The following is a 22,641-nucleotide window of genomic DNA, read 5'->3' as shown; positions in this document are numbered from 1 at the left end:
CCGCGGCAGGCGGTCGCCGTTGAACAGCATCTGGCCGAGCAGCGCCTGGGCCTGATGCTGCCCCTTCTGTGCGGCCAGGCCGAGCCAGCGCGCACCGTACCGGAAGTCCTCGCGCGAGGCGTCCGGGGTCTTCAGGTACAGACGGGCGAGGTCATACTGCGCGTCCGCGTTGCCGAAATAGGATGCGGCATAGGAGAACATCTCCCGCGCACGGTCCGGATCGGCCTTGATCTTCGAATTGGGAATGCCGGCCAGATAATAGCGGCCGAGCGCGACAAAGGCGTTGGCCACGATCTGCGCCTGCGGCGCCGACGGGCTGTCCTCGGCATGCGCGTTGGCAATCCGGCTGAAATATTCGAAGGCACGCAAATCGTCCTGGGCGACGCCGTCGCCATTGGCGTACATGCGGCCCAGCTTCCACTGCGCGATGGGGTGGCCACCCTCCGCGGCATATTGCAGTGCGCTGAGCGAGGTTTCCTGGCCTGCGACTGCCGGCGGAACCTTGGTGCGCACCGCACCCGCGGCGCCCGGCAAGGTGGTCACGACAGGGATGGTCGCGTCCTTCGGGTTGACCGGAGCACCGTCGAAGGCGAGCGCCGGCGCGGCCAGCGCAGCCGCCCCCAACACAAACGCAACTATGGCACGCCTAGATGTCCGCATAGCACTGTTTCTCGTGCGCGCCGCCCGGATGGGTCACTGCCCCCCCGACCGCTGGTCCAACCTGCTGAGCATATTTCCAGAGCGCACCCGACGTGTGGTTAGTCGCGCGAGCGCTCCATTTGGTCTTGCGCTGGGCGAGCTCGGCGTCGCTCAATTTTACGTTAAGGGTACCGGCGACCGCGTCGATCTCGATGACGTCGCCGTCCTCGAGCAGCCCGATCGGGCCGCCGACGGCGGCTTCCGGCCCGACATGGCCGATGCAGAAGCCGCGGGTGGCGCCGGAGAAGCGGCCGTCGGTGATGAGCGCGATCTTGCCGCCCATGCCTTGGCCGGTCAGCGCCGCTGTGGTCTGGAGCATTTCCCGCATGCCGGGGCCGCCCTTGGGGCCCTCGTAGCGGATCACGATGACTTCGCCTTCGCGATAGGTACGCTTCTGGACCGCCTCGAAAGCATCCTCCTCCCGGTCGAAGCACCTGGCCGGACCGGTAAACTTGAGGTTGGACATTCCCGCGACTTTCACGATCGCACCTTCTGGCGCCAAATTGCCCTTCAGACCGACCACACCGCCTGTCACGGTGATGGGCTTGTCTGCCGGGTGCACCACGTCCTGGTGCGGATTCCACTTCACGCTCTTGAGGTTTTCGGCGATCGTGCGGCCCGTGACGGTAAGGCAATCACCGTGCAGGAAGCCGTTGTCGAGCAGCGTCTTCATCAGAAGCGGTATGCCACCTACTTCAAACATGTCTTTGGCGACATAACGGCCGCCCGGCTTCAAATCCGCGACATATGGTGTCTTTTTGAAGATTTCGGCAACATCGAACAGGTCGAACTTGATGCCGACCTCGTGCGCGATCGCCGGCAGGTGCAGCGCAGCATTGGTCGAGCCGCCGGAGGCCGCGACCACGGCAGCCGCGTTCTCGAGCGCCTTGCGGGTGACGATGTCGCGCGGCCGGATGTTGGACGCGATCAGGTCCATCACCTTCTCGCCCGCAGTCATGCAGAAGGCGTCGCGGATTTCGTAGGGTGCCGGGGCACCGGCCGAGTATGGCAGCGCGAGGCCGATCGCCTCGGAGACGGTCGCCATGGTGTTGGCGGTGAATTGTGCGCCGCAGGCGCCCGCCGAGGGGCAGGCAACGCGCTCGATCTCGTCGAGGTCCTCGTCCGACATGGCGCCGACCGAGTGCTTGCCGACGGCCTCGAACATGTCCTGCACGGTGACCTGCTGCCCGCGGAAATTGCCGGGCAGGATCGAGCCGCCATAGATGAAGATCGAGGGCACGTTGAGGCGAACCATCGCCATCATCATGCCCGGCAGCGACTTGTCGCAGCCGGCAAGGCCGACCAGCGCGTCATAGGCGTGGCCGCGCACGGTCAGCTCGACGGAATCGGCGATGCATTCGCGCGACGGCAGCGAGGAGCGCATGCCGTCATGGCCCATGGCGATGCCGTCGGTCACGGTGATGGTGCAGAATTCGCGCGGCGTGCCGCCGGCCGATGCTACGCCCTTCTTGACCGCCTGGGCCTGGCGCATCAGCGCTATGTTGCAGGGAGCGGCCTCGTTCCAGCAGGAGGCGACGCCGACGAAGGGCTGGTGGATCTGCTCGGTGGTCAGACCCATGGCATAGAAGTAGGATCGATGCGGCGCACGCGCAGGGCCTTCCGTCACGTGACGGCTCGGCAGCCTCTGCTTGTCGGTCCTTGCGTTCATCGCAACCAGTTTCCCCGGTCAACCCTTTCAGACCCGAAAAATCAGAGCCAAGATTTGAATCGACCTTGGGATTTTCTCGTCGCCTTCGAAGACAGCCACTGCCCCTTAAAACATGAGCGTGATTTTATTCATGTTCGGGTGTGGCCAAAAAGCGGCGATGAGGCGAACCGCCAGTGATGTGGGTCAAATCCGGACCGACTGTTGCAGGGACGGCACAATCGTGGCTCAGAAGACACGGGCTCACCTACCAGGATACCCTCCTGGGATCGCCACCCACAACCTCCGGTTTTACAACGCCAGCCACGCTCCCCACTTGGCCGCGATAACGGCGCAACCGCACGACTGAGTCGGCGCCGCCCTGCTGCCCGAGCTCGACATCAAATACCGTTACACCAGGCCCTATCGGCCGCAAACCAATGGCAAGGTCGAACGCTTCTGGCGGACCCTCGATGACGATGTCATCGACCTTCGACAGCCTCGACCACATCGCCAACGAACTCTTCGAGCAACTCTTCTACTACAACAATCACAGACCCCATCAGGCCTTGGCAGGACAAACTCCCCAGGCTGGCTCCGCGATTTCTCGCGCCGCGAAGCTCGTGGACGGCCACGATGTGGAGCTCTCGCAACGCGATCGGCCGGTCGCGAGATTCGAGGCGCAGTTTGCGCCTGCCTGCCAGGCCACAACAACCGAACCGGTGAACTCATGTCCACTTCAGAGGTCCGCGACAGAATCATTGAACCGATGATCGCGCTCGCAGGTTGCTCACCAGGGCAGCGCATCGTCGTGGTCGGCGCGAAGAGCATGGAATCGATGATGGACCTGCAGAAGCGACGACTGCCGCTAAGCGCCGTCGATGCGGCGATGGATTGGCTCGACGGCTTGCTCGGGCCCCGCGCCGTGCTGGTGATCTGGCTCGACGCGCAGAGGCCGCAAGCGAAGGACGATCTTCGCGCGGCGGCGGTGAAGCGTGACTTCGTCGTCTTGCAAGGCGCCGAACATGCGTGCGGCAGCGCCCTGCTCGCAAGAGGCGGCGTAGACACTGCCGGTCACGGAAGGCAGGAGCAGTGGCATGGCTCGATCCTGCCTTGGTCCGCCCCCTTGGAGACGCTCAAATGTCGAAGTCGAAGATGCGACGCGCAGTCATTCGCGAATGGATGGCGCGCGCGCCGCCTACGTCCGTCCCCGCGGGCGCTGGGCCTGAGCCCAGGCGACGGCGACATCGCGCGGCGGAATGTCGATGCGCCTGATCGGCGTCAGTTCGCCGGAGGCCGAGACGATCGCGGTCTCTTCGTGGCGGCAGCGCGCGCAGATGAAGCGGACCTCGTGCGGGGATGCCGACCAGCTCGAACGTTTCACGTTGGCGGCCATCGGCCAGGCATCGCAATGCGAGCACGACACCAGGAACCGGCCGGGATCGAGCATACCCATTTCATCGGACTCCGCGTCCTGCCCAGTCCTTCCAATGATCAATCCATGTGAATCGTTCCGGTGCCCGAGCACCGCCAGCCTCCTGCCTTGATGCGCCAGCGGGTTTGCGCGCGCCGCCATCGACCTTCACAAGAATCAGGAACTCAGCGAGCCCCCTTGAGTGTGCAGGAGGTTGTGCAGGTGACGGTGTTGCCGCGATCGCACGATTTGCAGGCGCTGACGCACTGGTTCATGTCGCGTGGATTGTAGCTGTAGTTTCGCATCGGACAGCTCGACATCGTCGAGCCGGTGATGTCCTGCTCCTGATCGCAGGCCGCCGTCATGAGCGCGAACAAGATCACTGCAACGAGGCGCATGGGATTGCCCTGTCAGGCCTGGCAAAACGACACGCGCGAGGTGCGCTGCATTGCAGCGAACCCCGGCCTTCGCACCACGGGCCGCCGCCCATCAGCGACGCCCGCGTGCTTCTAGAATTAGAATGCGCGCCAGAAGTTAAGAACGGATTGCAGCCGGCCTCAGGCCGCGGCCCTGGCCGCGATCGCCTGCCGAATATCCAATGACAGCTGACGGTACTGCTCCCCGAGTTTCAGATAGAACTCGCGCTTGGTGCTGTCGGTGGCGAGCTTCGCGATCAGCTCGCATTCGGCGGTGAGTGTCTCGAACCGTTCCAGCCTGTCCTGAAGTTCTGTCATCGGCGTGTCCCCATCAAACGCCACAAGGACACCAAACCTAAACCCGCGAAATAGGTCACGGCGAACATCGTTATCGGGTAGCATCAATTTTTCCGCGGCAGCCTATTTCTGCTCCAGCCGCCAGGCGCCGTCCCAGCCGGCCTGCGGCGGATCGGCCGCGAACTGCGCGATGCGGTCGAGCATCGTGCGCGAAGGGCCGTCGCCGGGGACCGCCTCGAGCGCCGCGTTGAAGGCGGCGCGGGCGTCATCGAAGCGCCGGGCACGATAGGCGGCGAGACCTTCGACGTAGTATGTGCGCAGGCACGCTTGCGCATCGGTGAGCGCGCCCGGTCTCGCCATCACCTCGAAAATCGCCTGCGGCGCGCTTTGGCCCGCGACCGCGAGGCGATCGATCTCACGCAGTTCGAGCTGCGAGCCAATCGCATCCGCAGTCGCCTGCGAGATCAGGATGCGGGTGCCGTAGATCTTGTTGACGGCCTCCAGCCGCGAGGCGAGGTTCACGGCGTCGCCCATCACGGTGAAGCTCATCATCAGCTCGGAGCCGATGCTGCCGGTCAGGACCTCGCCGGTGGCGATGCCGATCCGCAGATCGCACAGTGCGGGCATGGCGCGGATACCGAGCAGATCGGGCAGCTGCTTCTGCAGCGCGGGCACCTGGTCGACCATCTCGACGGCGGCAAGCCCGGCGAGCAGCGCCTGCTCGTCCTCTTCGATGAAGGGCGGCCCCCAATAGGACATGATGGCGTCGCCGATGTATTTGTCGATGACGCCGCGATTGTTCCTGACGGGTGCGGACATCACGGTGAAATAGTGGTTCATCACCTTGACGAGGCCGCGCGGGGTCATGCCCTCGCTCATCGAGGTGAAGCCGCTCATGTCGCAGAACATGATGGTCATCACCCGGCGCTCACCGTCGATCGCGACCTCCGGCCGGTCGATCAACCCCTGCACCACCTTGGGATCGATGTAGCGGCCAAAGGTCTCGCGGATGCGCTCGTTGTGCCGCAACTGCTCGATCATGCGGTTGAAGGCCGCGGCGAGCTCGCCGATCTCGTCCTGCGTCGAGACGGTGATGGGCTTGTCGAACCGGCCCGCCTCGACCTCGCGGGTGCCGGCGAGCAACAGCCGTACCGGACGCGTGATGCCGCTGGACACCAGCAGCGCAAAGGCAAATCCGACGATCGCCGCGAGTAGCGTCACGACACCCGAAATGATGATCGCCTGATGCTGGCGGCCGACCACCTGCGACGTCGAGAAGAAGACCTGCGTCAGCATGTCGGACCGGATCGCATCGACCTTCCGGTTGAACTGGTCGCGCAGCACGTCGATGTGTTCCAGCGTGCCGCGGGCCTCGGTCATCCGCCTGGCGTCGACCTGCTTGAGGAGCTTCGCATGGTCCTCGCTCAGGTCGCGGCGCAGCTCGACGACGGCGGTCTCGATGCGGATATCGATCCGTCCCAGCGCGGCATTGTCGGAATACGTCCTGGGATCGTCGATGATCGCGTTGATCAGCTTGCGCGAGGCCTCGGCGTCCTCCTCGATCTTGCGGTCCGATTCCTCGAATTCGCGAAGGCGCGCCGCATACGCCTCCTCGTCCGACGGCGCCTCCATCCGGGTCATGACCATCCGCCGCAGCGCCAGGCCTCGCTCCAGCGAGTGAATGTTGGCACGCGCCAGATGGCTGTAGGCCGGGATATAGCGGTTGGTCAGCTCGTCGAGCAGGACGCCGACCTGGCTGGACATCACCATCGACAGGATCGAGGTGACCAGCATCAGGACGATCAATCCGAGGGCGATACCGACGATCTTGCGCCGGATCGACTGGTTGAAAATCGGCATGGGGTGCGGAGGCAAAGGGCTAAAGGACGAAGCGAGGGAACTCCATACACCGGACTGGTTGCGGGAACACGCGCAATCTGGCCTCTTGGGCGCCCTGCACCATGCGCAACCGCCGCGCGGGTCCGCATGCTAACAAAAGGTTAAACAGGCTGCCCTTTTCTCCTTTGCGGAAGTTCCCTCATCGCATCCGTATTTTGCCGCATTGTTGCGACAGCGTATCGGATGCGCGACGATGCCTCGGCATCGTTCGGTGCTTTGATTCTCAAGCCGCATGTCGTCGCGGACCTTGGTTTGTAGTGGTTTCGCAGGGGGACCATCCAATGAACCAGTGCCTACGCTCGCTCGCGTGTGTCGTTGCCGTGGCCGCGGTGGCCCTCCTTCCCACCGAACTGGCGGCGAAGAGCAGTCACAAATCATCCGCTCCGAAGAAGACGCACGAGGCAAAGGCCGGCAAGCACCGCCATGCCTCCACCGGCAAGGCGCGGCACGGCAAGCACGCCGAGGCCAAGCGCAGATCGAAGAAGACGGTCGACCAGCCCTCGGACAAGCCGGCACCGCCGCCGCTGACCGGCGACCTCGCCGCGCTGAAGGACGCCATCGATCTCGCGCGCAAGGGCAGGACGGGTGACGCGAGCGCGGCGCGCGACCGCATCGCTGATCCTGCCGGACAGAAGCTCGCCGACTGGTACATGCTGCGCCATTCCGATAGCACGGCGAATTTCAAGCGCTACGCCGCCTTCCTCGCCGCCAATCCGGACTGGCCGAGCAGTGCCCTGCTCCGCCGGCGCGCCGAGGCGCGGCTGTGGCAGGAAAAGGCCGACGCCGCCACCGTGCACAAGTTCACGATGGACCGGCCGACCAGCGCCAAGGGCAAGTTTGCGCTCGCCCGCGTCCTGCTCGCTGACGGCAAGACCGACAGGGCCGCCCGGCTCGTGCGCGAAGCCTGGCGCGCCGACGAACTGTCCGAGCGCAGCGAAGAGGATTCCTACGAAGTTTTTCACGATCTTCTGTCCGCCGACGATCACCGCGCGCGCATGGACAAGCGCCTCGGCGTCAAGGATTATGCGGGCGCGAGGCGCGCGGCCAAACGGCTCGGCGAGGATGCGCTCGCGATCGTGAAGGCCTGCGCCGCGGTCACCGGCAAGGCGAGCAAGGCCAAGGACGATCTCGATGACGTCCCCGCTGACGCCCGCCGCGATCTCGGCTACGTGCTGTGCCGCGCGCAATGGCACCTGCAGAAGGACCGCGTCGACGACGCCGCCGAGCTCATCCTGGCCGCCGCGCCCGACACCATGGCGGCTCAGGACACGGATGCCTGGTGGCGCGAGCGTCGTCTGCTCGCGCGCAAGCTGCTCGACCAGGGCAAGTTCAAGACCGCCTATGACGTGGTGCGCACCGCCGCGGTGCCGGAAAAGGAAGTCTATCGCGTCGACTATCACTTCATGTGCGGCTGGATCGCGCTGCGCTTTCTCGACGATCCCAAGACGGCGATGATGCACTTCGCCGCAATCGACGAGGGCTCGGCCAATCCGATCGCGCTGTCGCGGGCCCATTACTGGCGCGGACGCGCCGCCGAAGCCATGGGCGCAATGGCCGATGCGCGCATGAGCTATCGGGCTGCGGCGCGCTATCAGACCGCCTATTACGGCCAGCTCGCCCGCGCAAAGCTCGGCCTCGACCGGATCGAGCTGCGTCCGCCCGCGCCCGTGCTGGTCGCCGCCGATACGCCGCCGGCGGACGAGCGCGTGCGCGCCGCCGACATGCTCTACGGCATCGGCGAGCGCGATATCGTGTTCTACTACGCCGAGGATTTCGCCAAGGAGAGCACCGACGTCGCGGCACTCGAAGCGCTCGGCGAGCTGGCCGGCCGGCGCAACGATGCGCGCGTGATGCTGGAGGTCGGCAAGACGGCGCTGGCGCGCGGGCTCGCGCTCGACCAGTACGCCTTTCCGACCATCGGCGTCCCCGAGCACAAGCAGGTCGCGCCCGCGATCGAGACCAGCGTGATCTATTCGGTGGCGCGCACCGAAAGCTCGTTCAACCAGCGCGACAAGTCGCCGGCCAATGCGGTCGGGCTCATGCAGGTGACACCAGAGGCCGGCCGCGACACCGCAAAACGCTTCGGCCTGACTTACGACTGGGACAGGATGGTCTCCGATCCCGTCTACAACACGCAGATGGGCGCGGCCGAGCTCAGTGCGCTCTTGTCGGAATACCGCGGCAACCAGATCATGACCTTCGCCGGCTACAATGCCGGCCGCGGCCGCGTGCGCGAATGGGTGCAGGCGCGCGGCGATCCCAGGGATCCCAATGTCGATCCGGTCGACTGGGTCGAGCGCATCCCGCTGTCGGAGACGCGCAACTACGTCCAGCGCGTGATGGAGAACGTGCTGGTCTACCGCGCGCGCTTCGAGGATAGCGGCACGATCGCCGGCAAGAGCGATCGGCGCGTCGTCACGCACGAGGCCGGTGCAACGGCACCCGTGGCGGCCGCAGCGCCCGCTCCCTAGTCGACGTCGCCGGGGCTGGACACGGCGCCTGCCAGGTTACGTCGCTGCGGCTTCCACGCGAGTGCCGTCGCGCGGCTAGGTGTCACCTCCTTCCATCGTGATCGGATCGCGACCGGCCAAATATGCGCCGGTCAAGGTTCTTGCGAAGGTCCAGGCGTGGGTCGTGCAACTCCAGCAAAAGACGGCACTCAGGACCGCGAACATCTCGACCAAGCGAGCGACCTCGACGTTCCCGACGGCCGGCTCGTTGCGCCCAGGCGCCGACCACGGCATCAACAGCGTCACGAGCTCACCGCGCCGGTAGCAATCGTAGTCGCAGTAACGGCGCTGCGTCCGCACATGTCGGACATAGCCGGACCGGATAGACCGCGAGCAGGTGCTGCACGTGGCCGCGCACAACGGGGGCTCGTGATTGACCACCACGAATTTCATGAAGCCGCCCTCACGCGATCTTTCGCAAGCGTCTCGCAGAACAGCGCGTAGCACTGATAATCGCAGTAGGGCAGACGGGTGGAGATCTCGCGGAGATAGCTGCCGTTGATCGGCTCGCAGCACTGCATGCACCAGGCCTGCCGGAACGGGGTCCGGCCATTCACCAGCACGAAAGCGAATCTCATGTGGCACCTCCCAGGGCGAAGCAGTAAACGCTGTCCATCGGAGACAGTGCGGGCGGCGGAGCGCAAAGATGGTTGCGGCCGTCCGGATTGTCCCTGTTTCGCTCCACCTTTTGCGGTGGGACCGGAATGTATCTGCCGTCCTCCCGGCGCCGGGCATAGATCTGACCGTCGATGTATTTGATATCGGTCGGATAGCAGTCAGCACTGTTGCAACAACTGAGGCCCGGATTGTCCGGCATGTGCCAGGTCGAATAGAATTTTTCGTGCAGCGCCTGGTCCTGGAGCGGGTGCTGGCGATGTACGGCACCGTGTTCCGTCTCCTGTGCCTGGACCGTCGCAGTCGAGCCGAGGAGAACCATCGAGCACAGCAGCTTGCATGAACGGTTCAATGTACGGGCTCCCGGATCAGACCCTCGGAACGATGTCAGCTCTCCAATTCGGCCTCACGCGACCTGAGCGCGGAACAACCACCGGCGGTCGCGTTCGCGGCGCGTGCGGAAGCGATCGACACACTTCTTGGAGCAGAGCGCGGTGCGCCAGGAATAGTGGCGGATCAGACCAAACTTGCCGCCACACACCGCACAGCCATTGACCGAAGAGCAACGTTCGGACTCGGATGGGCCACGCTCAGGAAGTACCGATGTCTCGCACATTGTTGTCTCCCTCCGTTGCTCGCGCTTTGCCAGTTCGTTCCCTTCGACCTCATTCGGGACACTCCCGATTAGTCATGAGGCTATTCCCCCGGGCACGCGACGCTCAATTGTACGGAGGTAAATGACCGATATGACTAGGAATGGAGGAGCTATACCTAGGTTTGTCCCGTACTCGCCCGGGGGCTCCCGCGCTGGCTCATTTTCAACGAGACGGCGCACGGCGCTCCGGCTGCACGGTCACCGTGAAGAGCTTGCTGGCATGGCGTACTTGATGCGCCGCGCCGGACAGGGCGGCAGCGTTCGATTCAGAGGCGAACGGCCGGAATTGCTCCTCTCGCGGCAACGTGCTCTACTCGCATTCACGGCGAGAGCGCCGTGAGCATCTGCGATGAAGCCTGGCCGGGCAGCGACGTTCGGGAAGTCAGCCGCGCAATTCCTCGCCGGTTGCGTAAGGCAAACCGTCGCCGCCAAGCCGCGCAACGAGCCCGATGGCGCCGACTTGCTCGAGACGGTCAAGCAGTGGCAGCAAGTCTTCGAGCACACTCCAGTCATGTACTTCATGGTCGATCCGGCCGGAACCGTGATCAACGTGAACACGTTCGGCGCCGCGCAACTGGGCTACACTGCCGCGGAACTGATCGGCCGATCGGTGCTGGATGTCTTCTTCGAGCAAGATCGCGACTTCGTCCGCGCGTGTGTCGCGCTGTGCCTCGAGACCGTCGATCAGTCCCACACCTGGGAGATCCGGAAGATACGCAAGGACGGCTCGGTGCTATGGGTGCGCGAGAATGCCAAGTCCATGCTGCGGGCCGACGGCGGACCAATCGTCCTGGTCGCCTGCGAGAACATCACCGAGCGCAAGGAAGCGGAGAATGCGCTGCGACAGAGCGAGGCTTATCTCGCCCAGGCGCAGGAACTGAGCCACACCGGCAGTTTCGGCTGGAAGGCCGCGACCCGCGAGATCACCTGGTCCAAGGAGACCTATCGCATCTTCCAGTGCGACGAGGAAACCAGGCCAAAGATCCCGTTCATGCTCCAGCGGATCCATCCGGACGACCGGCTCGCGGTGCAACAGACGACGGGTCGGGCCGCCCGAGAGGGAAAGGACTACGATCACGAATACCGACTCCTGATGCCCGACGGCTCGATCAAGTACGTCCGAGCGGTGGCCCGGGCCATGCGAGATTCCAGCGGTTGCGTGGAGTTCGTCGGATCCGTGACCGACATCACGGCGGCCAAGGAAGCGGAGCGCAGGCTGCGTGCGAGCGAGCAGCGCTTCCGCGACTATGCCGAAACCGCCTCGGACTGGTTCTGGGAAACCGGGCCAGACCATCGCGTCACCCAGATATCGGAGCACTCCGATACCATCACCGCCCCCGCCGGCCTGATCGGACTCACGCGTTGGGACATCGCTCCTGATGCCGATCTCGAACCCGAGAAATGGCGACAACATCGGGCGGCGCTCGACGCCCACGTCCCGTTCCGCGACCTGGTGTATCGCAGCAAGGATCGCAACGGGCAGCCGATCTACGTCCGAACCAGCGGCAAGCCGTTCTTCGACGCCGACGGCGCTTTTCTGGGCTATCGTGGCGTCTGCACCGACGTAACCGCGGCCATCCGGGCCAATCAGGCCGAAGACGCGCTGCGCAAGGCCCAGGCCGAGCTCGCCCATGTGACGCGTGTCACGACCCTGGGTGAGCTGACCGCGTCCATTGCCCACGAAATCAATCAGCCGCTCGCCGCCGTGATCGCAAACGCCGACGCCTGCCTCGCCTGGCTGCAGCGCAGTCCGCCCGATCTCACAGCGGCCCGCCGCTCCGTGGAGTGGATCATCGAGGACGGCACGCGTGCCAGCGACGTGATCCGTCGCGTTCGGGCGCTCGCCAAGCGGTCCGACATCGAGATGGTTCCGCTCGACGCCAGCGTGGTCGTGCGGGAGGCCGTCGCGCTCGTTCAGCGAGAGATGGCCAGCCACGCCGTGTCGGTGCGAATGGAGCTGTCGTCGGCACTGCCGAAAATTTTCGGCGATCGAATCCAGTTGCAACAGGTCCTGATCAACCTGATCATGAACGGGATCGAGGCCATGGAAGACGTCCATGATCGCCCGCGCGAACTGGCGATCCGTTCGGCGGCGAGCGGCGATGGCGCGGTGCTGGTGAGCGTTTCCGACTGCGGGGTCGGCATCAGTGAACAGGCGATAGACCGCCTATTCATGCCCTTCTTCACCACGAAGTCCTCGGGCATGGGCATGGGACTGTCGATCTGTCGATCCATCATCGAGGCCCATGGCGGACGGCTTTTCGCCGCACCCAACCAGGAGCGCGGCGCGACTTTTCAGATCACCTTGCCCTTCCATCGGGAGGAAACATCGTGACCGAGCGCGCGGAGCTTTCGCCGCCGCAGGAGGACGGTGATCAGCCAGTCGTCTTCATCGTCGACGACGACGCGTCCATGCGCCGTGCGCTCACCAATCTGTTCGAGTCGGTCGGCCTCAAGGTCGAAGCATTCGGCTCGGCACCGCAGCTCCTCCAGGCCAAGCCGCCGGAAGTCCCCAGTTGCCTGGTGCTCGACATCCGCCTGCCCGGAGCCAGCGGCCTTGACCTGCAGTCGGATCTTGCCAAGGCGAATATCCACACGCCTATCATCTTCATTACCGGTCACGGTGATATTCCCATGACGGTACGGGCCATGAAGAGCGGCGCGATCGACTTCCTGACCAAGCCGGTCCGCGACCAGGACATCCTGGACGCAGTCCAGGCCGCGATCGAGCGAGACCGCAAGCGCCGCGACCTCAACAGGACGGTCTCGACCGTGAGATCACGCTTCGAGTCACTGTCCGCGCGGGAGCGAGACGTGTTGTCACTGGTCACGGCCGGCCTGATGAACAAGCAAGTGGCCGCCCAGCTCGGATTGGCGGAAATCACCGTCAAGATCTATCGCGGCCAGATCATGCGGAAAATGGGCGCGAAGTCGCTGGCCGATCTGGTGCGGATGAGCGAGGCGCTCGGGATCGGGCCCAACAAGCCCGACGCACAAACCTAAGTATGAGTTTCCAATCGTGGCTGGCAGGTCCACCTTGCCGGTTTATGTGTAGCCGTGGCGACGGCAAGCGTAATCCCGGGTGAGGAGCGGACGTCTTGTCAGTGGCTTCGGTCATTTCGGTGCTTGACGACGACCCCTATGTACGGGCTGCGATCAACAATCTCCTGGAATCGCGCGGATACATCGTCCACACGTTCGCCTCGGCCGAGGAGTTCCTGAGGTCGACCCATTCGAATGACACCTCGTGCGTGATCGCCGACGTGCAGATGCCGCTGATGACCGGAATCGATCTGTTGACGCAGATGCGCGCGCATGGTTCGGCAACGCCGTTCATCTTCATCACGGCCTTCCCGGATGAGAGCGTACGCGTGCGTGCGCTCAAGGCCGGGGCAATCTGTTTTCTCGGCAAGCCGTTCGCTGCCTCGGATCTGATGCAATGCCTGGACCGCGCGCTGGCGGCAGGGCACGAAACCATGCAGTGAGCGCCCGGCGGACGGCAGGCGCGACGGTGACAGCGACCGGGATCAATCCCGCTTCTCGCGAGTGTTTCCCGCGAGACGGCCTCCCGTTCGCGGCCCGCTCAGAAAGAGCCGCCGAACCTGACGACACACCGCGAGGCGTGCGCCGCCCGCTTCAATCCACCTTGATGTTCGCCGCCTTGATCATGGGCCACCATTTGGCGATCTCGGCCTTCTGACGGGTGCCAAGCGCTTCGGGCGTGAGCTGATCCTTGGGTGTCATCTCCAGCCCCTGGCTTTCGAGCTGCTTCCTCACCGCCGGATCATTCAGCGCCTCCACGGCCGCGGCGTTGAGCTTGGTCACGATCTCTTTGGGAGTCCCCTTCGGCACCCACATGCCGGACCATAGTGTCATTTTGAAGCCCTTGAGGCCCGCCTCCTCCGCGGTCGGAATGTTGGGCGCCGAGGCCAGGCGCTTGTCGTCGGTGATGGCGTAGGCGCGGATGGTGCCGGCGCGAACCTGGTTGATCGAGTTGGAGGTCTGGTCGACGATGAGGTCGATCTGGCCGGCGATGAGGTCGTTCAGCGCGGGCGCGGTGCCGCGATACGGCACGTATTGCAGCTTGATCCCGGAGACGTTCTCGAGATAGACGCCGGCGATGTGGCTGCCGGAGCCCGCGCCCGCGGTGCCTGCGGTCGGCGGCGAGGTGCGCGATTTCAGCCACTCGATGAGCTCCTTGAGCGAGGTCGCGGGCACCGCGTTCTTGCTGACGATGATCATCGGATTGCTCGGCAGCAGCACTACCGGCTCGAGATCGGCGACCAGGTCGTATTTGAGCTTGTAGACGGCACCGTTGGCAACGTGAGTGCCGAGATGGCCGAACGAGATGGTGTAGCCATCCGGCGGCGACTGCACGGCGCGGCCGACGCCGATCGAGCCGCCCGCGCCGGTGACATTCTCGATCACCACGGGCTGGCCAAGTGAAACGCGCATGCGCTCAGCGAGCACCCGCGCCATCGCATCCGACGGCCCGCCGGCCGCGAATGGCACGATGATGGTGATGGGATGGGATGGAAAATCATCGGCGCGCGCGGCGCCGGTGAACGCGAGAATAGCAAACAGCGCAGCCCAAACGGTCTTCGTCATTGTCTTCTCCCCAGCGATGTCGATATTGTTTTTTGCTCTTCCCGCGTACGGGAAGAGGAATCGTCCGTGGCGGGTTGCCGCGCTAGAACTGCGAATAGTCGATCGGCTTGTGGCGGTCGAGCGTGCGGGTGACCGGCGGCAGCGGGTATTTCAGGCCGGTTGCGCAGTTGAACAGCATGACGCGATCACCCTTCGAGACGCGGCCGTCGGCGAGGCTCTCCTTGTAGGCAGCATAGGTGGCGGCACCCTCGGGGCACAACAGCAGTCCCTCCTCGCGCGCGACCTCGTTCAGCGCAGCCGAGATCTTGTCGTCGTCAACCGCGATGGCAAAGCCCTTGCTCTCGCGCACCGCACGCAGGATCAGGAAATCGCCGATCGCCTGCGGCACGCGGATGCCCGACGCAATGGTGTGGGCATCTTCCCAGCGCGTGGCGTGCTCGGTGCCGGCGTCATAGGCGCGCACCATCGGCGCGCAGCCCGAGGCCTGCACCGCGACCATGCGCGGGCGCTTCGAGCCGATGAAGCCGATCTTCTCGAGCTCGTCGAACGCCTTCCACATGCCAATCAGGCCAGTGCCGCCGCCGGTCGGATAGAAGATCACGTCGGGCACGTCCCAGCCGAGTTGTTCGGCGAGCTCGAGGCCCATCGTCTTCTTGCCCTCGATGCGGTACGGCTCCTTCAAGGTCGAGGTATCGAACCAGCCGACCTTTGCCTTGCCCTCGCCGACGATCTTGCCGCAATCGTCGATATAGCCGTTGACGCGGTAAACGGTTGCGCCCTGCAGCTCAATTTCGCTGACATTCACCTCCGGCGTATCGGCCGGACAGAAGATCGTGGTCTTGATGCCGCAGGACGTCGCGTAGGCCGCCAGCGCCGCGCCGGCATTGCCGTTGGTCGGCATCGCCATGTGCTTGATGCCGAGCGCCTTGCCCATCGACACCGCCATCACCAGCCCACGCGCCTTGAACGAGCCGGTCGGCAGCCGCCCCTCGTCCTTCACGATGATCTCGCCGCCGCCGAGCTTTGCGCCGAGCTTCGGCAGCCGGATCAGCGGCGTCGTGACTTCGCCGAGCGAGACGATGTCCTTGCATTTGCGCACCGGCAGCAGCTCGCGATAGCGCCACATGTCGCCGGGACGCTGTGCGAGTGCGTCCTTGGTCAGCGCCTTCTTCACGCCGGCGAGGTCGTAGCGGACAAGAAGCGGCTTTCCGGCCTTGGAGAGGTTGTGGACCTGGTCGGCGGCGTAACGATCGCCTTCCATCGCGCATTCGAGATGGGTGACGAAGGTCGGACGTTCGATGGTGAGGTTGTCGTTGTCGTGCATGGGGGGATTTCCTTCTCGTCTTGCAAACAGGTCTCTCTGCTCGTCATTGCGAGCGAAGCGAAGCAATCCAGATTCTTTCCGCAGAGACAGTCTGGATTGCTTCGCTTCGCTCGCAATGACGATGGCGGCAGCGCACTCGCCGATCAAATATTCAACACCCTTCCATATGCATCCAGCACGGCTTCCTTCATCATCTCCGACAGGGTCGGATGCGGGAAGACCGTGTGCATCAGCTCCTCTTCGGTGGTCTCCAGGTTCATGGCGACGACGTAGCCCTGGATCAACTCGGTGACCTCCGCGCCGACCATGTGGGCGCCGAGGAGCTGACCAGTCTTCTTGTCGAAAATCACCTTGACGAGGCCCTGGTCCTCTCCGAGCGCGATGGCCTTGCCGTTGCCGACGAAGGGGAAGCGGCCGACGCGGATCTCACGGCCATTCTCTTTCGCCCGGGCTTCCGTCAAGCCGACGGACGCGACCTGCGGATGGCAATAGGTGCAGCCCGGGATCATGTTCTTGTCCATGGGGTGCGGATTGAGGCCCTTGATCGCCTCGACGCAGATCACGCCTTCATGCTCGGCCTTATGGGCGAGCATCGGGGGGCCGGCCACGTCGCCGATGGCGTAGATGCCGGGAACATTGGTCTTGCCGTGGCCGTCGACCACGATGATGCCGCGGTCAGTCTTCACGCCCAGCTTTTCGAGGCCGAGATTCTCGATATTGCCGACGACGCCGACCGCCGAGATCACGCGCTCGAACTCGGTGGTGACGGGCTTGCCCTTGCCGTCGTCGATGGTGGCGACGACGCTGTCGGCCCTCTTCTCCAGCTTGGTGACCTTGGTCGAGGACATGATCTTGATGCCCTGCTTCTCGAAGCGCTTGCGTGCAAGGCCGGCGATCTCGGCGTCCTCGACGGGCAGGATCTGGGGCAGCACCTCGACGACGGTGACGTCGGAGCCCATGGTGTGGAAGAACGAGGCGAACTCGATGCCGATCGCGCCGGAGCCGACCACCAGCAGCGATTTCGGCATCCGCTCCGGCACCATCGCCTCGAAATAGGTCCAGATCAGCTTCTTGTCGGGCTCGAGGCCGGGCAGCACGCGCGGTCGGGCGCCGGTCGCAACGATGATGTGCTTGGCCTGATAGGTCCCCTCGCCCAGCGATCCCTTGGGCGCCTCGACGTCGGACTTCTTCACCGTGACCTTGCCCGGCGCGTCGATCGACGCAGCGCCCCAGATCACGCTGACCTTGTTCTTCTTCATCAGGAAGCCGACGCCGTCGTTCAGCCGCTTGGAGACGCCGCGCGAGCGCTGCACCACGGCCTTCGGATCGAACGAGACCTTCTCCGCCAAGAGGCCGTAATCCTTGGCGTGCTGCATGTAGTGGTAGATCTCGGCCGAGCGCAGCAGCGCCTTGGTCGGGATGCAGCCCCAGTTAAGGCAGATGCCGCCGAGATAGGATTTTTCGACGATCGCCGTCCTGAAGCCGAGCTGCGCGGCTCGGATCGCGGTGACGTAACCGCCTGGACCGGATCCGATGATGATGACGTCGAAGGATGTGTCGGCCATGCTGTATGCTCGTTCCCATCGTTCAACCGGCTCGAATGTTACGGCTCGTCATTGCGAGGAGCTCTTGCGACGAAGCAATCCAGTCTGCCGGTCACGTCCTGGATTGCTTCGCTTCGCTCGCAACGACGACGCAAATTCGCCGCGTCAGACCATCATCATCACGGGGTTTTCGATCAACTGCTTGAATGCGCCGATCAGCTCGGCGCCGAGCGCGCCGTCGATGGCGCGGTGATCGCAGGACAGGGTCACGCTCATCATGTGCGCGATCTCGATCTTGCCGCCGCGCACCACGGGACGTTCCTCGCTGGTGCCGACCGCGAGGATGGTCGCATGCGGCGGATTGATCACGGCGGTGAAATGGCTGATGCCGTACATGCCGAGGTTGGAGACGGCCGTTGTGCCGCCCTGATATTCCTCGGGCTTCAATTTGCGGGAACGTGCGCGCGCGGCAAAATCCTTCATCTCGTTGGAGATGGTGGAGAGCGTCTTGGTCTCGGCTTTGCGGATGATCGGCGTGATCAGGCCGCCCGGCATCGCGACCGCAACGCCGACGTCGGAATGGTGGTGCTTGACCATGCCGCTTTCGGTCCAGCTCACGTTGCAGTTCGGGATCTTCTGCAGCGCCACCGCCATCGCCTTGATGACGAAGTCGTTGACCGAGATCTTGTAGAGCGGCTTCTTCTCCTTGTCCTTCGGCGCTGCGGCGTTGATCTCCTCGCGGGCAGTGAGCAGCTTGCCGATATCGCAGTCGATGGTGAGATAGAAGTGCGGGACGTTCTGGATCGACGCGGTCAGGCGCTGCGCGATGGTCCGGCGCATGCCGTCATGCGGCACGATGTCGTAGGAACCGGGCTCGAACAGCGACAGGATCTGCTTGTCCGACATGGTCGGCGCGATCGCGGGCGCGCCTGACGGTGCCGTGGCGGGCGCTTTCAGACCCTTGCCGGACTTGGCCTGCTCGACGTCGCGCGCGACCACGCGGCCATGCGGTCCGGTGCCGGTGACCATGCCGACATCGATGCCGGCTTCCTTGGCGAGACGCCGCGCCAGCGGCGACGAGAACACACGGCCCCCATGACCATTGGCCTGCGCGGCCGGAGTTGCGGGCTGCGGCGCGGGTGCAGCCGCGGGCGGCGGCGCGGCCTTGGGCGCGGCAGGCGTGGGCGCGGGCGCCGGGGCAGCAGCGGGAGCCTCGGCAGCCTTCGGCGGCGCAGCCGAAGCGCTGGGCTTGGCGCTGCCTGCGGCCTTCACGTCCTCGCCTTCGCCGGCCAGCACCGCAATGACGTCGTTGACCGGGACGTCCTGCGTCCCCTCGGGCACCAGGATCCTGGCGATCGTGCCCTCGTCGATGGCCTCGACCTCCATGGTCGCCTTGTCGGTCTCGATCTCGGCGATGACGTCGCCGGATTTGACCTTGTCGCCTTCCTTCTTCAGCCACTTGGCGAGGTTGCCCTTCTCCATCGTCGGCGAGAGAGCGGGCATCAGGATGTTGATGGGCATGCTGACCTCAAGCAGAACTTTGCAAAACGTCGTCTTTCGACAGCGAAGACGAACGGACCAGGTTTAGTTGCCGATGTCGCCCTGCCACAGGCGCTCATTGGCAGGGATGGAACGCCAATTCTTCATCATCGTGATGGAGCGGTCGTCGGCAAGGTCGATCCAGGGAATGCCGAACTTGTCGAGGATGTCCTTGGAGCCCTCGAAGGTGACGGATTCCCCGATCACCACCAGCTTGACCTTGAACAGCCCGAGCGCGCCCGCGCACATCGAGCATGGCGACAATGTGGTGTACATGACGGTGTCGTGGAACGAGATCGCACCCGCTTCGCGCAGGCAGCTCATCTCGCCGTGCAGGATCGGGTTGTTCTCCTGCACGCGGTTGTTGTGGCCACGGGCGATGATCTTGTTGTCGCGCGTCAGCACGGCACCGATCGGCAGCCCGCCTTGCGCGATCGAGGCCTCCGCCTCGCGGATCGCTTCCAGCATGAAATCGTAATGATAGGACTCGATCGCCATGGTCAGTGTCCCTTGCCGCGCGGCGTCGTGGTACCGGTGTCGGTGGGACGCTCGATCTCGGCCTGGAACATGTCGAGGATCCGGTTCAGGGCGTCCTCCTCGGTATATTCGCTCTCGCGCGCATAGGCGCGCGCGGCATGACGGGCGAGATCGACGAGCAGGAGGCCCCACATGTCGGGCTCCTCGAAGGCGCGCTGGAACGCCATCGACAGCCCGCCGTCCAGCACGAACACGCGCAGGATCTCGACCGCGTCGTCGCGGGACATGACGTCGGGCGGAAGTGGCTGCTCCTTGGGGCCCGCCATGATCTACCTGTAGCAGACGGCTTTGGCGGCCTCGACGACTTCCGCCGCCGAAGGCAGTGCGAGCTTCTCCAGGTTCGCGGCATAGGGCATCGGCACGTCCTTGCCGGAGACGCGCGCGACCGGCGCATCGAGATAATCGAAGGCCTTCTCCATGATGCGCGCGGCAATCTCGGCGCCGACGCCGCTCTGCGCCCAGCCCTCCTCCACCGTCACCGCACGGCCGGTCTTCTTGACCGAGTTGACGATGGTCTCGGTGTCCATCGGCCGCAGCGTGCGCAGGTCGATCACCTCGGCCTCGATGCCGTCCCTGGCGAGCTCGTCGGCGGCCTTGAGCGCATAGGTCATGCCGTTCGACCAGGAGATGATGGTGACGTGGCCGCCGGAACGAACGATGCGCGCCTTGCCGATCGGAATCACGAAATCGTCGAGCTTGGGCACTTCGCCGGTGTGACCGTAGAGCACCTCATTCTCGAGGAAGATCACCGGATTGGGATCACGGATCGCAGCCTTCAGAAGGCCCTTGGCATCCGCCGCCGAATACGGCGCGACCACCTTGAGGCCCGGAATGTGCGAGTACCAGGACGAGTAATCCTGGCTGTGCTGGGCAGCGACGCGCGCAGCGGCGCCGTTCGGCCCGCGGAATACGATCGAGCACCCCATCTGACCGCCGGACATGTAGAGCGTCTTGGCCGCGGAGTTGATGATCTGGTCGATCGCCTGCATGGCGAAGTTGAAGGTCATGAATTCGACGATCGGCTTCAGGCCGGTCATCGCGGCGCCGACGCCGACGCCGGCAAAGCCGTGCTCGGTGATCGGGGTGTCGATGACACGCTTGGCGCCGAACTCCTGGAGCAACCCTTGCGTGACCTTATAGGCGCCCTGATATTCGGCGACCTCTTCGCCCATGACGAACACATCGGCGTCGCGGCGCATCTCTTCGGCCATGGCGTCGCGCAGCGCTTCGCGGATGGTCTGCGTCACCATCTCGGTGCCGGCGGGCACTTCCGGATCCGGCTCGGCAACGGCCTGCGGGGCGGCCGGCGCGGCCTTCGGCTGCGGCGCCTCGGCCGCAGCGGGCGGCGCTGACTCCGCGGCTTTCTCCTGCTTGGCCGGCGCGGACGCCTTGCCGAGATCGGCGGCGCTCTCGCCGTCGGCGAGAATCGTGGCGATCGGCGTGTTCACCGCAACGTCGGCGGTGCCTTCGGGGATCAGGATCTTGCCGAGCGTGCCTTCGTCGGTCGCCTCGACCTCCATGGTCGCCTTATCGGTCTCGATCTCGGCGATGACGTCGCCGGACTTGATCGGCTCGCCCTCTTTCTTCAGCCATTTGGCGAGGTTGCCCTTCTCCATCGTGGGCGACAGCGCGGGCATCAGCACTTGAATTGGCATATCTTCTCCAAACGAAAGCTTGCGCGCGTTCAGCGGTAAACGTCGGTCCAGAGCTCGGCGGGATCCGGCTCGGGATCGTGCTGGGCGAAATCGGCGGACGCGTTGACGATGTCGCGCACCTCGGCATCGATCGCCTTCAGATCCTGCTCGCTGACCTTCGCCGCCAGGAGACGGTTACGCACCTGCTCGATCGGATCCTGGTCGTGACGGACCTTCTCGACCTCCTCGCGCGTGCGATATTTTGCAGGGTCGGACATCGAGTGCCCGCGATAGCGATAGGTCTGCATCTCCAGGATGAAGGGACCCTTGCCGGCGCGGCACCAGGCCGCCGCCTCCTCGCCCGCCGCCTTCACGGCGCGGACGTCCATGCCGTCGACCTGCTTGCCCGGGATGTTGAAGGACACGCCGCGCTTGGAGAAATCCTGCTGCGCCGAGGCGCGCGAGACCGCGGTGCCCATGGCATAGCGGTTGTTCTCGATGACGTAGATCACCGGCAGCTTCCAGAGCTCCGCCATGTTGAAGCTCTCATAGACCTGGCCCTGGTTGGCCGCGCCGTCGCCGAAATAGGTGACGCTGACATTGCCGTTGCCGCGATAGTGATTGGCGAAGGCGAGACCGGTGCCGAGCGAGACCTGGGCCCCGACGATGCCGTGGCCGCCGTAGAACTGCTTCTCCTTGCTGAACATGTGCATGGAGCCGCCCTTGCCCTTGGAGTAGCCGCCGCGGCGGCCCGTGAGCTCGGCCATGACGCCCTTGGCATCCATGCCGGTGGCGAGCATGTGGCCGTGATCGCGATAGCCGGTGATGACTTGGTCGCCCTGCTTCAGCGCCATCTGCATGCCGACCACCACGGCCTCCTGGCCGATATAGAGATGGCAGAAGCCGCCGATCGCGCCCATGCCGTAGAGCTGGCCGGCCTTTTCCTCGAACCGCCGGATCAGGAGCATGTCGCGGAGCGCCTTGAGCTCCTGCTCCCTGGTGAATTCCGGAGGCGAACCGCCGTCGGTCTTGTCCTGTGGAGGGCTTGCGGCGGCTTTCTTGGGTGCGGCCATAGGAATTCCGGGTCAGAGAAAACTTTCGCCCTCTCTAACCCAAGTCAACCGCGCGCGAAAGCACCGCGGCGGCATGACACGCCTTTCATTATGCCGCACTGCAACGTGATCGAAATATTGCAAAATCTTTGGCGCTGATCGGGCAACAAATCTATGCGCGCCATGGGGTGCGCGCGGATCAAGAGCCTGCGAGCCTGCCGGTCAAAAACGCGTCCCACGAATGGGACGCTGC

The 22,641-nt window shown here is 64.5% G+C and carries 23 protein-coding genes and 1 pseudogene; 7 read left to right on the top strand and 17 right to left on the bottom strand.

Features of this window, described 5'->3' with window-relative positions; all coding sequences use genetic code 11:
* Positions 1-660: tetratricopeptide repeat protein (locus IC50_RS07515; RefSeq protein ID WP_035702516.1), on the bottom strand; the 660-nt coding region annotated here is incomplete at its 3' end.
* On the bottom strand, positions 647-2,368 hold the full coding sequence (ilvD, locus tag IC50_RS07510) for a dihydroxy-acid dehydratase (RefSeq protein WP_035702511.1): 1,722 nt from the start codon (positions 2,366-2,368) through the stop codon (positions 647-649). The genes ilvD and IC50_RS07515, both read right to left, overlap by 14 nt.
* Positions 2,369-2,741: 373 nt before the next feature.
* Between ilvD and IC50_RS38940 the strand changes: the two are divergent.
* Positions 2,742-2,823: pseudogene (locus IC50_RS38940) on the top strand (integrase core domain-containing protein); the annotation flags it as partial.
* The gene (locus IC50_RS07505) at positions 2,818-3,117 is read left to right on the top strand and encodes an integrase core domain-containing protein (RefSeq protein WP_035702509.1); all 300 of its coding nucleotides are present in this window, start codon (positions 2,818-2,820) and stop codon (positions 3,115-3,117) included. The pseudogene IC50_RS38940 and the gene IC50_RS07505, both read left to right, overlap by 6 nt.
* A 95-nt stretch (positions 3,118-3,212) precedes the next feature.
* Here the strand turns inward: IC50_RS07505 and IC50_RS07500 are convergent, their stop codons facing one another.
* The 5 genes from IC50_RS07500 to IC50_RS07480 form a co-directional block, all read right to left on the bottom strand.
* The gene (locus IC50_RS07500) at positions 3,213-3,443 is read right to left on the bottom strand and encodes a hypothetical protein (protein WP_035702507.1); all 231 of its coding nucleotides are present in this window, start codon (positions 3,441-3,443) and stop codon (positions 3,213-3,215) included.
* A 99-nt stretch (positions 3,444-3,542) separates the two neighbouring features.
* Positions 3,543-3,800, bottom strand: a complete 258-nt coding sequence (locus tag IC50_RS07495) for a hypothetical protein (RefSeq protein WP_035702505.1) — start codon at positions 3,798-3,800, stop codon at positions 3,543-3,545.
* 143 nt (positions 3,801-3,943) lie between these two features.
* Positions 3,944-4,156, bottom strand: a complete 213-nt coding sequence (locus IC50_RS07490; protein ID WP_035702502.1) for a hypothetical protein — start codon at positions 4,154-4,156, stop codon at positions 3,944-3,946.
* A gap of 159 nt (positions 4,157-4,315) precedes the next feature.
* Positions 4,316-4,492: a hypothetical protein gene (locus IC50_RS42405; RefSeq protein ID WP_193374101.1), complete on the bottom strand. Its 177-nt coding sequence runs from the start codon at positions 4,490-4,492 to the stop codon at positions 4,316-4,318.
* A 102-nt stretch (positions 4,493-4,594) separates the two neighbouring features.
* The gene (locus IC50_RS07480) at positions 4,595-6,331 is read right to left on the bottom strand and encodes an adenylate/guanylate cyclase domain-containing protein (protein WP_035702497.1); all 1,737 of its coding nucleotides are present in this window, start codon (positions 6,329-6,331) and stop codon (positions 4,595-4,597) included.
* 320 nt (positions 6,332-6,651) lie between these two features.
* Between IC50_RS07480 and IC50_RS07475 the strand changes: the two genes are divergently transcribed.
* Together IC50_RS07475 and IC50_RS41175 are read left to right on the top strand one after the other, a co-directional pair.
* A complete protein-coding gene (locus IC50_RS07475) occupies positions 6,652-8,841 on the top strand; it encodes a lytic transglycosylase domain-containing protein (protein WP_035702494.1) in 2,190 nt (729 codons plus the stop codon).
* A gap of 79 nt (positions 8,842-8,920) precedes the next feature.
* Positions 8,921-9,145 carry a hypothetical protein gene (locus tag IC50_RS41175; protein WP_157460915.1) on the top strand — a complete coding sequence of 75 codons (225 nt, stop codon included), beginning with the start codon at positions 8,921-8,923 and terminating at the stop codon, positions 9,143-9,145.
* A 124-nt stretch (positions 9,146-9,269) separates the two neighbouring features.
* Here IC50_RS41175 and IC50_RS07465 read toward each other — a convergent pair whose 3' ends face one another.
* Both IC50_RS07465 and IC50_RS41955 read right to left on the bottom strand, forming a co-directional pair.
* Positions 9,270-9,458 carry a hypothetical protein gene (locus IC50_RS07465; protein WP_035702491.1) on the bottom strand — a complete coding sequence of 63 codons (189 nt, stop codon included), beginning with the start codon at positions 9,456-9,458 and terminating at the stop codon, positions 9,270-9,272.
* Positions 9,455-9,847, bottom strand: a complete 393-nt coding sequence (locus IC50_RS41955; RefSeq protein WP_035702488.1) for a hypothetical protein — start codon at positions 9,845-9,847, stop codon at positions 9,455-9,457. Before IC50_RS41955 ends, IC50_RS07465 begins: the two co-directional genes overlap by 4 nt.
* Positions 9,848-10,499: 652 nt before the next feature.
* Between IC50_RS41955 and IC50_RS07450 the strand changes: the two genes are divergently transcribed.
* The 3 genes from IC50_RS07450 (at position 10,500) to IC50_RS07440 (ending at position 13,635) form a co-directional block, all read left to right on the top strand.
* Positions 10,500-12,485, top strand: a complete 1,986-nt coding sequence (locus tag IC50_RS07450; protein ID WP_035702483.1) for a PAS domain S-box protein — start codon at positions 10,500-10,502, stop codon at positions 12,483-12,485.
* Positions 12,479-13,153: a response regulator transcription factor gene (locus IC50_RS07445; protein ID WP_433960374.1), complete on the top strand. Its 675-nt coding sequence runs from the start codon at positions 12,479-12,481 to the stop codon at positions 13,151-13,153. The genes IC50_RS07450 and IC50_RS07445 overlap by 7 nt, the downstream gene beginning before the upstream one ends.
* 95 nt (positions 13,154-13,248) lie before the next feature.
* The gene (locus tag IC50_RS07440; protein ID WP_035702477.1) at positions 13,249-13,635 is read left to right on the top strand and encodes a response regulator transcription factor; all 387 of its coding nucleotides are present in this window, start codon (positions 13,249-13,251) and stop codon (positions 13,633-13,635) included.
* A gap of 151 nt (positions 13,636-13,786) precedes the next feature.
* Here IC50_RS07440 and IC50_RS07435 read toward each other — a convergent pair whose 3' ends face one another.
* From IC50_RS07435 to pdhA, 8 genes are all read right to left on the bottom strand, one after another.
* On the bottom strand, positions 13,787-14,758 hold the full coding sequence (locus IC50_RS07435; protein ID WP_035702474.1) for a tripartite tricarboxylate transporter substrate binding protein BugD: 972 nt from the start codon (positions 14,756-14,758) through the stop codon (positions 13,787-13,789).
* A gap of 82 nt (positions 14,759-14,840) precedes the next feature.
* Complete coding sequence (locus IC50_RS07430; RefSeq protein ID WP_035702473.1) at positions 14,841-16,082, bottom strand: threonine synthase; 1,242 nt, start codon at positions 16,080-16,082, stop codon at positions 14,841-14,843.
* 143 nt (positions 16,083-16,225) lie between these two features.
* Positions 16,226-17,647, bottom strand: coding sequence for a dihydrolipoyl dehydrogenase (gene lpdA, locus IC50_RS07425; protein WP_035702470.1), 1,422 nt, complete (start codon positions 17,645-17,647; stop codon positions 16,226-16,228).
* 144 nt (positions 17,648-17,791) lie between these two features.
* Positions 17,792-19,147 (bottom strand): pyruvate dehydrogenase complex dihydrolipoamide acetyltransferase, encoded by a 1,356-nt coding sequence (locus tag IC50_RS07420; RefSeq protein WP_035702465.1) that lies wholly within the window; start codon positions 19,145-19,147, stop codon positions 17,792-17,794.
* A 63-nt stretch (positions 19,148-19,210) separates the two neighbouring features.
* Complete coding sequence (locus tag IC50_RS07415; protein ID WP_025036491.1) at positions 19,211-19,663, bottom strand: nucleoside deaminase; 453 nt, start codon at positions 19,661-19,663, stop codon at positions 19,211-19,213.
* A gap of 2 nt (positions 19,664-19,665) precedes the next feature.
* Entirely contained in the window at positions 19,666-19,968 is a 303-nt protein-coding gene (locus IC50_RS07410) for a DUF5076 domain-containing protein (RefSeq protein ID WP_035702462.1), read from the bottom strand.
* 3 nt (positions 19,969-19,971) lie between these two features.
* Positions 19,972-21,357, bottom strand: a complete 1,386-nt coding sequence (locus IC50_RS07405) for a pyruvate dehydrogenase complex E1 component subunit beta (protein WP_035702459.1) — start codon at positions 21,355-21,357, stop codon at positions 19,972-19,974.
* A gap of 29 nt (positions 21,358-21,386) precedes the next feature.
* Positions 21,387-22,409, bottom strand: a complete 1,023-nt coding sequence (gene pdhA / locus IC50_RS07400) for a pyruvate dehydrogenase (acetyl-transferring) E1 component subunit alpha (RefSeq protein ID WP_035702457.1) — start codon at positions 22,407-22,409, stop codon at positions 21,387-21,389.
* Between the last annotated feature and the right edge of the window lie 232 nt (positions 22,410-22,641).

The organism is Bradyrhizobium genomosp. I (2014), from assembly GCF_000261685.1.
In the GTDB taxonomy this organism is placed as follows: Bacteria; Pseudomonadota; Alphaproteobacteria; order Rhizobiales; family Xanthobacteraceae; genus Bradyrhizobium.
This window is presented reverse-complemented; position numbering and strand designations above follow the sequence as displayed.